The 15,303-nt window shown below is 67.6% G+C and carries 12 protein-coding genes; 3 read left to right on the forward strand and 9 right to left on the reverse strand.

Annotated features, from left to right (window positions below):
• Positions 1 to 29: 29 nt before the first annotated feature.
• The gene (locus EV580_RS04435) at positions 30 to 1,322 is read left to right on the forward strand and encodes a TerD family protein (RefSeq protein WP_133689895.1); all 1,293 of its coding nucleotides are present in this window, start codon (positions 30 to 32) and stop codon (positions 1,320 to 1,322) included.
• A gap of 4 nt (positions 1,323 to 1,326) precedes the next feature.
• Entirely contained in the window at positions 1,327 to 2,838 is a 1,512-nt protein-coding gene (locus EV580_RS04440; RefSeq protein WP_133689896.1) for a TerD family protein, read from the forward strand.
• Here EV580_RS04440 and rsmD read toward each other — a convergent pair.
• From rsmD to EV580_RS04465, 5 genes are all read right to left on the reverse strand, one after another.
• Positions 2,824 to 3,375, reverse strand: a complete 552-nt coding sequence (gene rsmD / locus EV580_RS04445) for a 16S rRNA (guanine(966)-N(2))-methyltransferase RsmD (protein WP_133691037.1) — start codon at positions 3,373 to 3,375, stop codon at positions 2,824 to 2,826. The two genes, EV580_RS04440 and rsmD, sit on opposite strands and share 15 nt — an antisense overlap.
• Entirely contained in the window at positions 3,372 to 6,791 is a 3,420-nt protein-coding gene (locus EV580_RS04450; RefSeq protein WP_133689897.1) for a pyruvate carboxylase, read from the reverse strand. The genes rsmD and EV580_RS04450 overlap by 4 nt, the downstream gene beginning before the upstream one ends.
• A 41-nt stretch (positions 6,792 to 6,832) precedes the next feature.
• Positions 6,833 to 7,468, reverse strand: coding sequence for a vitamin K epoxide reductase family protein (locus EV580_RS04455; protein WP_208114561.1), 636 nt, complete (start codon positions 7,466 to 7,468; stop codon positions 6,833 to 6,835).
• Entirely contained in the window at positions 7,465 to 8,316 is an 852-nt protein-coding gene (locus EV580_RS04460; protein ID WP_133689898.1) for a DsbA family protein, read from the reverse strand. The genes EV580_RS04455 and EV580_RS04460 overlap by 4 nt, the downstream gene beginning before the upstream one ends.
• A 141-nt stretch (positions 8,317 to 8,457) precedes the next feature.
• Positions 8,458 to 9,531: an alpha/beta hydrolase gene (locus tag EV580_RS04465; RefSeq protein WP_133689899.1), complete on the reverse strand. Its 1,074-nt coding sequence runs from the start codon at positions 9,529 to 9,531 to the stop codon at positions 8,458 to 8,460.
• Positions 9,532 to 9,748: 217 nt separating this feature from the next.
• Here EV580_RS04465 and EV580_RS04470 point away from each other — a divergent pair, with 217 nt between their 5' ends.
• Positions 9,749 to 10,564 (forward strand): aldo/keto reductase, encoded by an 816-nt coding sequence (locus tag EV580_RS04470; protein ID WP_133689900.1) that lies wholly within the window; start codon positions 9,749 to 9,751, stop codon positions 10,562 to 10,564.
• 48 nt (positions 10,565 to 10,612) lie between these two features.
• Here the strand turns inward: EV580_RS04470 and EV580_RS04475 are convergent, their stop codons facing one another.
• From EV580_RS04475 to recG, 4 genes are all read right to left on the reverse strand, one after another.
• On the reverse strand, positions 10,613 to 11,827 hold the full coding sequence (locus EV580_RS04475; RefSeq protein WP_133689901.1) for a globin domain-containing protein: 1,215 nt from the start codon (positions 11,825 to 11,827) through the stop codon (positions 10,613 to 10,615).
• Complete coding sequence (locus EV580_RS04480; protein ID WP_133689902.1) at positions 11,824 to 12,273, reverse strand: RrF2 family transcriptional regulator; 450 nt, start codon at positions 12,271 to 12,273, stop codon at positions 11,824 to 11,826. The genes EV580_RS04475 and EV580_RS04480 overlap by 4 nt, the downstream gene beginning before the upstream one ends.
• Before the next feature lie 107 nt (positions 12,274 to 12,380).
• On the reverse strand, positions 12,381 to 13,088 hold the full coding sequence (locus EV580_RS04485; protein ID WP_133689903.1) for an HNH endonuclease family protein: 708 nt from the start codon (positions 13,086 to 13,088) through the stop codon (positions 12,381 to 12,383).
• Positions 13,085 to 15,301 carry an ATP-dependent DNA helicase RecG gene (gene recG / locus EV580_RS04490; RefSeq protein WP_133689904.1) on the reverse strand — a complete coding sequence of 739 codons (2,217 nt, stop codon included), beginning with the start codon at positions 15,299 to 15,301 and terminating at the stop codon, positions 13,085 to 13,087. Before recG ends, EV580_RS04485 begins: the two co-directional genes overlap by 4 nt.
• Between the last annotated feature and the right edge of the window lie 2 nt (positions 15,302 to 15,303).

The raw sequence follows: 15,303 nt of genomic DNA on the forward strand, positions 1-15,303 counted from the left end.
CGCCTAGAAGATTCGAGGAAGGACATCCGTTGACGACACCATTGAGCAAAGGCCAGAACGGACCGCTCAATTCTGCCGAGCTGGTGATCTCTGTTGAGCTTGCGGCACCGGCAGATCTGTCGGCGCTGTTGGTGACCGAGGCCGGAAAGGTCCGCAGCGACGCCGATTTCGTTTTCTTCAACCAGCCCACCGGACCCGGTGTGCGGCTGCAGCCCGGTCCTCCCGGCCAGCCGGCCAGCCTGGGCGTCAGCCTGGCCGCGGTGCCGGCCGACATCGCGCGGGTGCGCGCCGTCATCACCCTCGACGATGCCGGCTCCACCTTCGGCCAATCTGCCCCGCCGGTCGCCCGGATCAGTGACACCGCCGGAAATGTGCTGTACGAGTACCGCATCGAGGGGTTGTCCAGCGAATCGATCGTGATCGCCGCCGAGGTCTACCGCCGCCAGGACACCTGGAAGGTGCGCGCGGTCGGCCAGGGGTACGCCGGCGGATTCGCCGCACTGGTCACCGACCACGGGGTGAGTGTGGACGATGCACCCGCCGCCGCCCAGGCCGCGCCACCACCACCGCCACCGCCACCGCCACCTGCGGCCTATCCGCCCCCGGCACCGCCGGCACCACCGGCGTACCCGCCCCCAGCACCGTCGGCGTACCCGCCCCCTGCCGCACCGGCGTATCCCCCGCCGGCCGCACCGCCACCACCGCCGCCACCGGCGGGAGACGGCGAAGTCAGCCTCGTGAAGGGCCGGACCGTCAACCTGACCAAGGGCCAACGGGTTTCGCTACGCAAGGACGGCGGAGTGGCCCTCACCCAGATCCGGATGGGCCTGGGCTGGGACCCCATCAAGCAGCGCGGCATGTTCGGCAACCGCACGCCCGACATCGACCTGGACGCCTCGGCGATTCTCTTCGCCGACCAGCAGGTCGCCGACGTCTGCTACTACGGCCAGCTCGCCTCCAAGGACGGGTCCATCAGGCACCAGGGTGACAACCTCACCGGTGAGGGTGAGGGCGACGACGAGGTCATCAACGTCGACCTCACCCGGGTCCCCGCCTACGTCACCACGGTGATCTTCACCGTGACCTCCTATCGCGGGCACACCTTCGACATGCTCTCCAACGCGTTCTGCCGGCTCGTGGACGCGACCACCAACGCGGAACTGGCTCGCTACACCCTGCAGGGGGCCGGAATGCGCTACACCGGCATGGTGATGGCCAAGTTCTTCCGGGTCGGCCAGGAGTGGAAGATGCAGGCCATCGGCGAGGGCATCACCGCCAAGCACGCCGGCGAAGCGATCCCCCAGATCACCCGGTTCCTCTGATCCCATGGCACAGCTCAGCGCCGGCCAGAACAGCGAATTAGGCTCCCCCGAGCTGACATTCACCGTCCAACCGGCGCGTGCGTCGGTTGCGGCGCTGGTCCTCACCGACCAGCGCCGCGCCGTGCCGGACGGGTACCTCGACGACACCGGATCGTCACGACACCCCGGCGTCGACGTCCAGCCCGACCGGGTGCTCATCGACCTCGGTGCGATGGCTCCCGAGATCGGGTACGTCCTCTGCGCGGCGCTCGACCCCCAACCCGGCGCCGATGCGCTGTCCTTCACCCTGACCGACGGGCGCGGCCAATCCACCGAATTCACCATTGCCGCCGCCGAGGTGCACCCCGTGATCATCGGCTTCGAGCTCTACCGCCGGGGAACGGGGTGGAAGGTGCGGGCGGTCGGGCAGGGGTATGCCGGCGGCGCAGCCGAAATGGCTCGGGCTCATGGCATTACGGCCACCGCGACACCCGTGCCCGCGCCGCCGGCAGCCGCTGCCCCGATCACCCCACTGGGCGATCAGAATCCACTGGAACGCATCTCGATGATCTACGAGGACGCAGCCCGCAGTTCTGGCGCGCTGCTGACCGCGCGCACCTTCGCCGCCGACCGGCTCGAGACAGAGATGTCCAACGCCGTCGCGGATCCCGCCACCCGCAACACCGCCGCCGGCCAGGACGCGATGACGCAAGCCCAGCGCCGTCATGACGATCTGATCGCTGCCGCCGCAGCCGACTACCAGCGCGACGCGGCCCACCTGGCAGCCGAACTCGAGGCCCTCGACGGCGAACTGCCCGCCGCACTGGCCTCCTGGGCGTCCCCTGTCTGGCAGCGCCCGCCCCAGCCGAGCACCGGTATCCGGCTGGGTGTGCTCACCATGCCCGACGTGGGGACATTGACGATCCCCATGTGCCTGCAGGCCCCCATGCGCCGGCCGGTATGGATCGACACTCGCGAGCCCGCGGCCGCCGCCCCGGTCCTCGCCTCGCTGCTCACCAGGCTGCTGGCCGCGGCGCCGCACGACAACACCGCGATCGACATCATCGACCTCGCCGACACGCTCGGCCCGCTCACCGAACACCTGCGGGCCTATCTGCCCCGCCCGGCCGTGACCGATCACACCGATGCGGCAGAACGCCTGCAGCACTTGGTCACCCGCGCCGAGCTGGCATCCCTGCCGGACAGCGACGACGCGTCGGCAAGCATCGTGGTGATCACCGACCCAGGTTACGGCTTCAGTCCCGACGCCATCGGCGCCACCGTCGCGCTGATCAACAGCAGCGTGGACGCGGGTATCTCGGTGGTCTTCGTCGGCGATCACGCCGACGCCGCCACGTCCACATCCGTTCCGCTGCTGCGCGAGATCGCGGAATTCAGTCACCACATCCGCGTCGACAGCGACGACTCCGGGATGCTCGACCCGTGGACCCATAACGCCTGGCGGTTCATCCCCGACACCCTGGCGCCGGGCCCACAGCTGGCCGACGTGATCGGTCTGCTGTCAGCAGGTCGCTAGCTCGACACGGGTGTCTCCGTAGCGGCGGTCCGGCCATGCCGTCCATCCCGCAGGCCAGCCGATTTCAGCAGCCGACACCGGGCGTTCGACCACGACGATACTGTCCGCACCCAGCCATCCGTTGCGTACCAAGCTGTCCAGCATCACCTCGATATCGGCGGTCGACACCTCGTAGGGCGGGTCGGCCAGCACCAGGTCGACCGGCTTGTCCGACCCCGCCGCGAGCACCGCGGCCACCGCACCCCGCCGCACCGTCGCACCCTGCAGCCCGAGGGCCTCGATGTTGCGTTTGATGACCGCTGCTGCGCGCGAATCACTTTCGACGAACAGCGCAGAAGCCGCACCCCGTGAGAGCGCTTCGAGTCCGAGCGCTCCAGATCCGGCGTAGAGATCAAGGACCCGCAGTCCGTCGAAATCCCGGCGCGCGGCAAGAACATTGAACAGCGCCTCGCGGACGCGGTCCGTGGTCGGGCGGGTCCCGCGGGCCGGTACGTCGATGCGGCGGCCGCCGGCACTGCCCCCGACGATGCGGGTCAGGCTGCCCCTCCGGTGAGGTCGGCCTTGGCCGGGGAGCCGATCACCACCAGCAGGTCGCCGCCCTCGACCTGCGCGGTGCTGCCAACGGCGACACGGTTGACGATGCCTGCCTTGGGTGCGGTGATCGCGGCTTCCATCTTCATCGCCTCGATGGTGGCGATGGTCTGGCCGGCATCCACCTTGTCGCCGACGGCCACCCCGATGGTGACGACGCCGGCGAACGGGGCCGCAACGTGGTCCGGGTTGGTGCGATCCGCCTTCTCGGCGGTCGGCACGGTTTCGGCGATGCTGGTGTCGCGCACCAACACCGGACGCAGCTGCCCGTTGATGATGCACATGACCGTGCGCATCCCGCGCTCGTCGGGTTCGGAAATCGCTTCCAGCCCGACAATGAGGTCGACGCCGCGCTCGAGCACGATGCGGTGCTCGTCACCGTGGCGCAGACCGCTCCAGAACTGGTTGGCGCTCAAACCCGAAGTGTCGCCGTACTCCTCGCGGTGTGCCTCGAATTCCTTTGTCGGACCGGGGAACAGCAGCCGGTTCAAGGTGGCCTGGCGCAATGCACCGGGTTCACCGAGGATCTTCTCGTCCTCCACCGACAGCGGCTGCTCGGGCTTGGCGGCCCCACGGCCTTCCAGTGCCTTGGTGCGCAACGGCTCGGGCCAACCACCGGGCGGATCACCCAGCTCGCCGCGCAAGAACCCGATCACTGAGTCGGGAATGTCTTGGCGTGCAGGGTCTTCGGCGAATTCCTCGGCCGTGATCCCGGCACCGACCAGGGCCAGAGCCAGGTCGCCGACCACCTTGCTCGACGGGGTGACCTTGACCAGGCGTCCCAGGATCCGGTCGGCGCCCGCGTAGGCGTCCTCGATGTCCTCGAAGCGTTCACCCAGGCCCAATGCGACGGCCTGCGTACGCAGGTTGCTCAGCTGACCGCCCGGGATTTCGTGGTGGTACACCCGCCCGGTCGGCGCCGGCAGGCCCGACTCGAACGGGGCGTACACCCGCCGCAACAACTCCCAATACGGCTCCAGGTCGCACACCGCGTCCAGGTTGATGCCGGTGTCGAACGGGGTGTGCGCCGCAGCGGCCACGATCGCCGACAACGGCGGCTGGCTGGTGGTACCCGACAGCGGGGCCGCCGCACCGTCGACCGCACTGGCTCCGGCCTGCCAGGCCGCGGTGTAGGTGGCCAACTGGCCGCCGGGGGTGTCATGGGTGTGCACATGCACCGGCAGGTCGAAGCGACTGCGCAACGCCGACACCAGGGCCGCGGCCGCGGGCGGGCGCAGCAGGCCGGCCATGTCCTTGATCGCCAACACGTGCGCACCGGCGTCGACGATCTCCTCGGCCAGCCGCAGCCAATAGTCCAGCGTGTAGAGCTTCTCGGCGGGGTTGGACAGGTCGCCGGTGTAGCTCATCGCGACTTCGGCTACTGCAGAACCGGTTTGACGCACTGCGTCGATCGCGGGCCGCATCGACTCGACATTGTTGAGCGCGTCGAAGATACGGAAGATGTCGACGCCGGTCCGGGTGGCCTCATCGACGAACGCGTGCGTCACCGCCTCCGGGTACGGCGTGTAGCCCACCGTGTTGCGGCCACGAAGCAGCATCTGCAGACAGATGTTCGGGATCGCCTCACGCAGCGAAGCCAACCGCTCCCACGGATCTTCCTTCAGGAAGCGCAGGGCCACATCGTAGGTCGCACCGCCCCAGCACTCGATCGACAACAGCTCCGGGGTCATCCTGGCGATGTAGGGAGCGACCTGCAGCAGACCCGAGGTGCGCACCCGCGTCGCCAACAGCGACTGATGCGCATCGCGGAATGTCGTATCGGTCACCCCGACGGCTGGAGAATCCTTGAGCCACTTGGCGAATCCCTCGGGGCCCAGCTCGACGAGACGCTGCTTGCTGCCCGGCGGCGGCGTGGTGGCCGCGATGTCGAGGTCAGGCAGCTTGTCCTGCGGGTAGACGCGATCACGATCCCGGTAGGGCGAGTTCACCGTCACCTCGGCCAGGAACTTCAGCATCTTGGTACCGCGGTCGGCCGAGGTGCGCGCCGTCAGCAGTGCCGGGCGCTCGTCGATGAACGATGTGGTGATGCGTCCGGCCTGGAAATCCGGATCGTCCAGAACCGCTTGCAGGAACGGGATATTCGTCGACACACCGCGGATCCGGAATTCGGCGACCGCGCGCTTCGCCCGTGCCACCGCCGTAGGGAAGTCCCGGCCCCGACAGGTGAGCTTGACCAGCATCGAATCGAAATGCGCAGCGACCTCGGCACCCAGATGCGTACCACCGTCGAGGCGGATCCCCGCCCCACCCGGCGAACGATAGGTGGTGATGCGGCCGGTGTCGGGCCGGAACCCGTTGGCCGGATCCTCGGTGGTGATGCGGCACTGCAGCGCCGCACCGTGCGGTGCGATCGCGTCCTGACTCAGACCCAGATCGGCCAGCGTCTCCCCCGAGGCGATCCGCAACTGCGCCGAAACCAGGTCGACGTCGGTGATCTCCTCGGTCACGGTGTGCTCCACCTGAATCCGGGGGTTCATCTCGATGAAGACATGCCGGCCGCGCTCGTCGAGCAGGAACTCCACAGTGCCCGCGCAGCTGTAGCCGATCTGTCGGGCGAATGCCACCGCGTCAGCGCAAATCTGGTCCCGCAGAGCAGGATCCAGGTTCGGCGCCGGGGCGAGTTCGATGACCTTCTGGTGGCGGCGCTGCACACTGCAATCACGCTCGTAGAGGTGAACGACGTTGCCGTGAGTGTCGGCGAGGATCTGCACCTCGATATGGCGCGGATTCACCACGGCCTGCTCGAGGAACACCGTCGGATCGCCGAAGGCGGACTCCGCCTCCCGGCTGGCCGCCTCGATCGCCTCGGCCAGCGCCGACGGATCGGCCACCCGGCGCATACCGCGCCCGCCGCCACCGGCGACAGCCTTGACGAACACCGGGAATTGCATGCTCTTGGCGGCCTCGACCAGTTCCTCCACCGACGCCGACGGCTCTGAGGACGCCAGCACCGGCAGACCCGCCGCACGGGCCGCCGCGATCGCGCGCGCCTTGTTGCCGGTGAGTTCCAGGATCGAGGCGTCCGGCCCGATGAAGGTGATGCCCGCAGCCGCACAGGCCGCCGCCAATTCGGGGTTCTCCGACAGGAAGCCGTAGCCCGGATAGATCGCGTCCGCACCCGCCGCCAGCGCGGTGGCGACGATCTCGTCGACCGACAGATACGCCCGCACCGGGTGTCCGGTATCACCGATCTGATACGACTCATCGGCCTTCAACCGATGCAGCGAATTTCGATCCTCGTACGGGTAGATCGCCACCGTGCCGATACCCAGCTCGTAGGCAGCACGGAAAGCGCGGATCGCGATCTCACCGCGGTTGGCAACGAGGACTTTAGAAATCACCCAAGCACCCTACCCGCGTCTGCTACCCGAGCGTCGGGCGACTAGATCAACGTCGACCAGTAGTTCCAGAACCGAACCAGGATCAGCAACACGATCGCGGTGAACCAGAGCGCCACCAGCGACCAGCGCCACGTGTAGAGCACCCTGGCCACCACGTTGCCGGCCAGCGGACGCAACGCGATCGAGGACACCACGACCAGCAGCGGGATGGTGACCGACCAGACGACCATGCAGTACGGGCACAGCGCGCCGATTCGGTAGAGCGTCTGGAAGATCAGCCAGTGGATGAACACCACGGCCAGCGCCGTGCCGATGGCCAGGCCCGACCAATACCACCGTGGCAGCCGCACCTTCGCCACCGCGAGAACGCCGGTGACCACCACGACCGTGAATCCGGCGATCCCGATCAGCGGATTCGGGAAACCGAACGCCGAGGCCTGAGGGGTGATCATCACCGAGCCGCACGACAACACCGGGTTGATGCTGCAACTCGGCACGTAGGACGGATTGACCAGAATCTCGATCTTCTCGATCGTCAGGGTGACCGAGGAGATCAGTCCGACAACACCGGCGATCAGCACCCACCACGCGCTGGCCGCGCGCACCCTGATGCCGCCCGGCGCGGCCCCCGCCTCGGGGTCCGTCGGTTCCACCGGCGCCGGGGTCGTCACGCTCACGGCGTCGGCGTCGCAGGGGCCGGAGCGGCGGGAGCGGGAGCGGCCGGAGCAGCAGGTGCCGGAGCCGCCGGAGCGGCGGGAGCCGCGGCCGGAGCGGGCGCACCCGGGGTCGGCGCGGCATCCAGGCCGGGCACGTTGCCCACGATGGTCTTGACCTTGGCGATCAGGTCCTCGGGCGATGCCGGGCTGATGTCCTGGCCGTTGAGCCGGATGGTCGGCGTCGCGGAGATCTTGGCGGCGGCGGCCAGGCCCTCGACCATGTCGCTGTGCTTACCGGAGTTGATGCACTGCGGGACACCGCCCGCCGCACCGGCCTGACGCGCGGTCTCGATCAGCGAGTTGTTGTCCGGCGCGGCGCCCGAGCCTTCCTCGGGCTGCTGGGCGAACAGTGCGCCATGGAACCGCAGGAAGGCGTCCTTGTTCTCGTCTGCGACGCAGTAGGCCGCATTGGCGGCGCGCGTCGAATAGTTCTTGTTGATCGGCGAATTCAGGATGGCGACCATGTAGTAGTCGGTGGCCACGGCACCGCTGTCGGTCAGCTTGGTGATGGTCGGGCCGAACACCTTCTCGAACTCGCGGCAGTGCGGGCACTGGAAGTCCTCGTAAAGCGACAACACTGCCTTGGGCTCGTCGCTGCCGTCCTTCTTGATCAGCTGGCTCGAGGCGATCCGCACCGCCTGGGCATTGCCGTTGCCCTTGTTCTTGTCGTGGCCCATCACGATGTAGAGCACCAGAGCGACGGCGAAGACGACGACGATTGCGGTCAGCCCCAGCTGGATGAACAGGTTCCGCTTGCGGTCCTGCGCCTTCAGGTCGTATTTCGGGGTGCTTTTCTTATTGGTGGCCACGGGTCGGCTCGTCCTCGCTGTCAAGACTCGGTGTTGGCGCCTCTAGAGTACCGGCGGCGGATTTGCGACCGGTCACACGCCGAACGTAACGCCAGGGCGCGTTTCGGTGCCGAACGCAACCCTGGGGTTACGTTCGCGGGATCAGCCGCGGGCCAGGTGGGCCCGCAATGCCGAGATCATCTCGGCATTGGCCTGGCTGACCTGCCCGCCCAGCGCATTCATGTTGAGGAACGCGTGGGTCATCGGGCCCATCCGGCGGGCATCGACCGTGACACCGGCCGCCCGCAGCTTGTCCGCATACTGTTCGCCCTCGTCGCGCAACGGGTCGAAGCCTGCTGTCACCACCAGCGCCGGTGACAGGCCGGAGAGGTCGTCGGCCAACAGCGGGGACACCCTCGGGTCTGTCACATCGATGCCTGACCCGCCGATATAGGCGTCCTGGAACCAATCCATGTTGCGCTTGGTCAGCAGGAAGCCGTCGGCGAACAATGTCCGCGACGTGCTGTTCCCCCGCAGGTCGGTGGCCGGATAGATCAGCCACTGCAGGGTGGGCAGCGGCGCACCGGCATCGCGGGCCAGCCGGGTCACGACGGCTGCCAGATTGCCGCCGGCGCTGTCACCGCCGACCGCCACCCGGCCGGGGTCGGCACCCAGTTCGGCGGCGTGCTCACGAGCCCAGAGGTAGGCGGCGTAACTGTCCTCGACGGCGGCGGGCGCCTTGTGTTCGGGGGCCAGGCGGTAGTCGATGGCGAGCACGTGAACGCCGGCGTCGCGGCAGATCAGCCGGCATGCCGAATCATGGGTCTCCAGGTCGCCGAAGACGAATCCGCCGCCATGGAAGAAGACCAGGAGCGGCGCGCCGTCGTCGCCTGCCGGACGGTAGTGGCGGGCGGGAATGTCCCCGGCCGGTCCCGGAATGGTGAGGGCGTCGATACCGGCGGCGTGGACGTCGACCTCGTCGAGGCTGGCCGTGGCTTCCCGGTTCTGCCTGCGGGTCGCGATCGGATCGCCGGGGACCGCCAGGCTGCTCATACCCACCGCACGCTGCGCGACCAGCATCATCTGGATCGAGGGATCAAGGGTGTTTCCGTCGATCGTGATTGCCCGGCCGCCCGACAACAGGCGTTTGAGGGCACCCGGCAGGCGCGGGATGACCTTCACTCCGGCCCGGCTGCTCACGGCCTGTGCACGCTTGGAAAACCGGCTCTCTGCCATCACTGCTCCCCTCACTTGTGGTGTGTGGTCGGCATCGCCGCAGCGTACGGGACCCGGACTGGCAGGGGTCTGTCAGCCTCCGGTCAGGACCATCGACTGACGAACCCGACAATTCGGGCTTCCGCCCCGGGCGGCGCGCCGGGCCTGCTCAGCTGACATATCGCTGTAAGGACTAAGGTCAACGCGACCAACTTGATTCCACAGGCAGGTGAAGAAGATGCCGGCGGCCACCATCCCCACCGTCACGCTCAATGACGACAACTCCATCCCGGTGCTGGGACTCGGCGTCGCCGAACTCTCCGCCGAGGAGACCGAGAGCGCGGTGGCCAGTGCCCTGGAGGCCGGGTACCGGTTGATCGACACCGCCAAGGGCAACGAAGAGGCCGTCGGCCGCGCCATCGCCTCATCGGGCATCGCCCGCGACGAGGTGTTCGTCTCCACCAAGCTCGCCACCGAGGATCAGGGTTTCCAGTCCTCTCAGGACGCGATCAAGGCCAGCCTCGAGCGTCTGGGCCTGGAGTACGTGGATCTCTATCTGATGGACTGGCCCGCCGAGGCCAACGGCAAGTACATCGACGCCTGGGGCGGCATCATGCGGTCCCGTCAGGACGGCCTCATCAAGTCGATCGGCGTCGCGAACTTCACTGCCGAAAACCTGTCGGACATCATCGACTTGAGCTACTTCCCGCCCGTCATCAATCAGGTCGAGCTGCACCCGCTGCTCAACCAGACCGAGCTACGCCCGGTACATGCCGAGCACTCGATCATCACCGGCGCCTACATTCCGCTGGGTGAAGGCAAGTTGGCGGAGAATGCCGCGATCGCCGAAGTGGCTGCCGCGCATGGTAAGTCGCCGGCACAGGTGCTGATCCGCTGGAGCCTTCAGCAGGGCGACGTCGTGGTTGCCCGCGCCAATCCGGCCCAGATCGCCGAGAACGCCGACGTATTCGACTTCGAGCTGAGCGCGGCCGAGGTGGAGACGCTCAGCGGGCTCGACGACGGGACCCGGTTCCTGCCCAATCCAGGAGCCTAGGGTTTCGGCCCCGGGCGCCCGCCGTCGAGACTGCAACCAGCGCAACGATTACCCGTCGAGCAGCCAGTCGTTCGGGCTGAACAGCTCGCAATGCACACGCTCTGACGCGATCCCGCGAGCGGTGAGCTGACCGCGCACCGCTTGGACGAATCCCGCGTTGCCGCAGAGGTAGACCTCGGCGTCGCCCGCGATCTCGACACCCTCGAGGTTCATCAACCCCTCGTGGATTCTCGCGTTGTCGCCATCGACGCCCTCGGCGTACCAGAGCTGCAGGCTGGCGTCGGGCAGGATGTCCACCAGTTCCTGGTGCCGCTTGCGCAGCGGGTGACTTTCTTCGCTGCGGTCGGCGTGCAGAACCTGCACCGGAGCCTGGTGCCCGTGCGCGACAAGGTATTCCAGGAGACCGACCATCGGGGTGACGCCGATACCGGCGGAGATCAGGACCACCGGCGATCCGCTGCGCGGCTCCGGCAGGTCGCCGAACGGCACCGTGACGTCCAGCAGGTCGCCCACCCTCACGTTGGCGCGGATCCAGGTGGACACCTCGCCGGCCGGGTTCGTCCCGTCGGCGTCCACCGGCTTGACCGCGAAGGTCAGCTCCGCGGCACCCGGGGCGTTCACCAGGCTGTACTGGCGAAGCTGGCGAGCACCGTCGGGCAGCGTCACACCCACCGAAACATACTGTGCGGCAGCCGTGTTCGAGCTTCCGTTGCCACGAACCGTCAGCAGGACCGTCCCGGATGGATCGTCTTCACGGGCGGTGACGCGCAGTCGACGGAAGACGTCGCCGTCGTCGACACCGGCGCCGCGATACAGGTCGTGCTCCATCGCGATCAGGGTGTCGGCCATGATCCAGTACACCCGGTCCCACGCCGCGGCGACGTCCGCGGTCACCGTGTCGGCGCCGAGCACCTCGACGATCGCGGCGAACAGATGCTCGTGCACGATCGGGTACTGGTCGGCGGTGACTCCCAGTGACGCATGCTTGTGACCGATACGCGAGAGCAGTTCGGCCGGGTGCGGCAGCTCCGGAGTCACCAAATGCGTTGCGAAGGTGGCGATCGACGCGGCCAGCGCGCGCTGCTGAGAGCCCTGTGCCTGATTTCCGCGGTTGAACAGGTTCCGCAGGAGCTCGGGATGACTGCCGAACATCCGGCGGTAGAACTCGACCGTGATCTCGTCGACGTGTGCCCCGACGAGCGGCAGTGTCGCCCTGATGATCTCGGCGTGGCCGGACTCCAGTTCGGCTGCGGTGGTGGTCATCCCAGTTTCCTTTCAGTGGTGAGTTGCAGAACGACAGGCAGCGACGTGCTGCCGACGAGATCGGCGATGGTGTGGCGGTCGAGTTCGGCGTAGAACGCCTCTTTGGCGTCGGCGAGCACCCGGCGCAACCGGCAGCCCGCGATCAGCGGGCACGCGGTCTGGCCTTCGCAGTCGACGACTTCGCGGTCGCCTTCGAGCTGACGCACCAGCCAGCCCAGCGATACCTCCCGGCCGGCGTCGGTGAGTTCCAGCCCGCCGCCACGGCCGCGCCGGGCGTACACCAGGCCCATGTCGGTCAATCGCGAGACCGCCTTGGCGACGTGGTTCTCCGAGGCGCCGGCCGCGGCGGCCACTGTCCTGGTGGTGACTCGCTGCTCACGTGTCTGGCCCGTGGCCAGCAGCATCATGGCCCGGAGTCCCAGGTCGGTGAACCGTGTGAGCTGCATGAATGCGACGCTAGTTTATTGCGCATCTGAAATGCGCATTTAGCGGGTGTGGGCTTGAATACTACGAATCGTGCGGTTTTTTGACCTGCGACGACCCGTCAGCTGAGTCAGTTCTTCGGGCAGGTGGCCGCGGCGTCGCGCAGTTCGTCGGCCGACGACTGGTCCACCGGCAGTGAGTAGCCGCGCAGCACCGCGATGAACTGCATCGCGTACTGGCACCAGAACGCGTGGTTCGGCGGCATCCAGGCCCCGGGTGGCTGATCACCCTTGTCCTGGTTCACCTGTCCCGCCACCGACAGCAGGTTGGCCGGATCGTTGGCGAACCGCAGCCTCATGTCGTCCGGCCAGTCTCGGGCACCCATGTCCCAGGCGTAGGCCAGCGGCACCAGATGGTCGATCTGCACCGCCTGCCCGACATTGGCGCCTCGGGTGAACGGAATCGTCGCGCTGGTATAGGGATCGTGCAGAACGCCGGTGGCCACCGCCTGCGGACAACGTTTGGTGAAGACGTAGGTCTTGTCGACCAGGTCGCGGTCCAGGATGTCGTCCCGGGTGTCGCACCCGTTGTGTCCGCCCGGCGCCGCATTGTTGTCGTCCCAGGCATCGCCGAACGCCGCGCGCCGGTAGTCGTAGCCCCGGACCCGCTGCGCGACGATCACGATGCCGTCGAGAACGTCGGTTCCCGGTGCGACGGTGGGCACGTCCGCGCGCGCGACCATCCGGTCCGGTTCCCCGGTCGAGGACATCACCTGAACGGCGACGATCACCGACAGCGCCGCGATCACCGCCATCCAGATCAGCGGACGACGCCTCATGCCTTGTCCAGATAGTCGATACGGTCGCCGCCGGTGAATTGCCCGGCCAGGGTGGCCATCCCGCGGTTGCCGGGGTCGTGTGCGTAGATCGTCTGGGCCACTTCCCTGGCATCGACGATCACATCCAGGTGCTCGGCCAACGACAGGAAGCGCAACGTGATGGGCCGCCCGGACTGGTTGAGCCCCAACACATCCCCTTCACGGCGCTCCTGCAGGTCCAGATCGGCCAGCGCGAAACCGTCCAGTGTGCTTGCCACCGCTCGCAACCGGTCGCCCGCCTTGGAATCTTCGGGAAACTTGGTCGCCAACAGGCACAGGCTGGCGTGCGCACCCCGCCCGATGCGTCCACGCAGCTGGTGCAGCTGGCTGATGCCGAACCGGTCGGCGTCCATCACGACCATCACCGTCGCGTTCGGCACATCGACGCCCACCTCGATCACGGTGGTGCACACCAGGACATCGATCTCACCGGCCCGGAACGACGACATCACCGCGTCCTTCTCATCACCGCTCAATCGGCCGTGCATCAGGCCCAGGCGTAACCCGGACAGCGGACCGTGCCCCAGGTGTTTGAACAGCGCGAGGACGGTCTCGGCGGGCGGACCTGCCTGCTCCCCACTGGCCTTGTCGTCCTCGTCGATGCGTGACGCGACGACGTAGGCCTGCCTGCCCTGGCCGACCTCCTCGATGATCCGCTGCCACGCCCGGGCCAGCCATTGCGGCTTGTCCTTGATGAAGATCGTGTTGGTGGTGATCGGCTGGCGCCCGCGCGGAAGTTCGCGCATCGTCGAGGTTTCCAGGTCGCCGTACACCGTCAGCGCCACCGTGCGCGGGATCGGGGTGGCCGTCATCACCAGCAGATGCGGGGTCAAGCCGTCAGGCGCCTTGGCGCGCAACCGGTCTCGCTGTTCCACGCCGAACCGGTGCTGTTCGTCGACGACGACGAACCCCAGTCGGTGGAACTCCACCGCATCCTGCAACAGCGCGTGGGTACCGATGACGATGCCGGCCTCCCCCGAGGCCACCTCGTCACGCACCTGACGCTTCTGCGCCGCCGACATCGATCCGGTCAGCAGTGCCACCCGGGTGGCGCCCTCTTCGCCGCCGAGCTGCCCTGCCATCGCCAGCTGCCCGAGGACATCGCGGATCGACCGGGCATGTTGGGCGGCAAGGACTTCCGTCGGAGCCAGTAGCGCGCACTGGTAGCCGGCGTCGACCATCTGCAGCATCGCCAACACCGACACGATCGTCTTGCCCGAGCCGACCTCGCCCTGCAACAGCCGGTTCATCGGCTTGGTCGTAGCCAATTCGCGGGCGACCACGCCCAGCACCTCCTGCTGCCCCGCCGTCAGCTCGAACGGCAGGCGCTCCAGCAACGCGGCGGCCAACCCGTCGTGACGATGCGGTGCGGGCGGGCCGGACTCGCCGAGCTCGCCGTGCCTGCGCTCGGCCAGCGCCCACTGCATGCCGACGGCTTCGTCGAACCGCAGCCGTTCGCGGGCCGCCTCGCGTTCGGGTTCACGCTCGGCGATGTGGATGTCACGCAGCGCGGTGCCCTCGTCGATCAGGCCGCGCTGCTGCACAACGGTTTTCGGCAGCGGGTCGACGATCGGGTCGAGCACGGCCAGCACCTGCTGCACGCAGGCGTAGATATCCCAGCTCTGCAGCTTGGCGCTGGCCGGATAGATCGGAAAGAAGTCGCGCTCGAACGCCGACATCGTCAGCTCACCGGCCTGCGACGTCGAGGTGTCGGCGATCGCCTTGAGCGACCTGCTGCCGAACACCCGGCCCTTCGGCGAGTTGAGCGCCAAGAAGTCCGGGTGGGTCAGCTGCATATTGCCTTTGAAGAAGCCGACCTCCCCGGAGAGCATCAAGCGGACGCCCTCGATCAATTCCTTCTTGAGCCACTTGGCGTTGAAGAACGTCGCGGTGACCTTCCTCCTGCCCTTCCCCAGCGTGATCACCAGGTACTCGCGTTTGGGCTGGCGATTGGTCCAGCGCACCTCCGCCTTCTCGATCTCGCCGACCAGGGTGATGTGCTCGCCCTCTTCCGGCGGGGCTTCATCCTCACCCCACACGGACATGCCGTGGATGTACTTGCGCGGGTAGTGCCGCAACAGATCGTCGACGGTCTGGATACCGAAGACGTCGTCGAGCAGGCCGGCGGCCTTGCCGCCGAGGATCCCGTCGAGCCGGTCACTGAGATTGACCACGG

Origin of the sequence: Mycobacterium sp. BK086, from assembly GCA_004362315.1 — a bacterium.
GTDB lineage: Bacteria > Actinomycetota > Actinomycetes > Mycobacteriales > Mycobacteriaceae > Mycobacterium.

What these genes read in the sequence shown, in the direction of transcription:
- EV580_RS04470 (WP_133689900.1), top strand. Translation starts at nt 9,749, where the DNA reads ATGCCGGCGGCCACCATCCCCACCGTCACGCTCAATGACGACAACTCC.
- EV580_RS04475 (WP_133689901.1), bottom strand. Translation starts at nt 11,827, where the DNA reads ATGACCACCACCGCAGCCGAACTGGAGTCCGGCCACGCCGAGATCATC.
- EV580_RS04480 (WP_133689902.1), bottom strand. Translation starts at nt 12,273, where the DNA reads ATGCAGCTCACACGGTTCACCGACCTGGGACTCCGGGCCATGATGCTG.
- EV580_RS04465 (WP_133689899.1), bottom strand. Translation starts at nt 9,531, where the DNA reads ATGGCAGAGAGCCGGTTTTCCAAGCGTGCACAGGCCGTGAGCAGCCGG.
- EV580_RS04485 (WP_133689903.1), bottom strand. Translation starts at nt 13,088, where the DNA reads ATGAGGCGTCGTCCGCTGATCTGGATGGCGGTGATCGCGGCGCTGTCG.
- EV580_RS04440 (WP_133689896.1), top strand. Translation starts at nt 1,327, where the DNA reads ATGGCACAGCTCAGCGCCGGCCAGAACAGCGAATTAGGCTCCCCCGAG.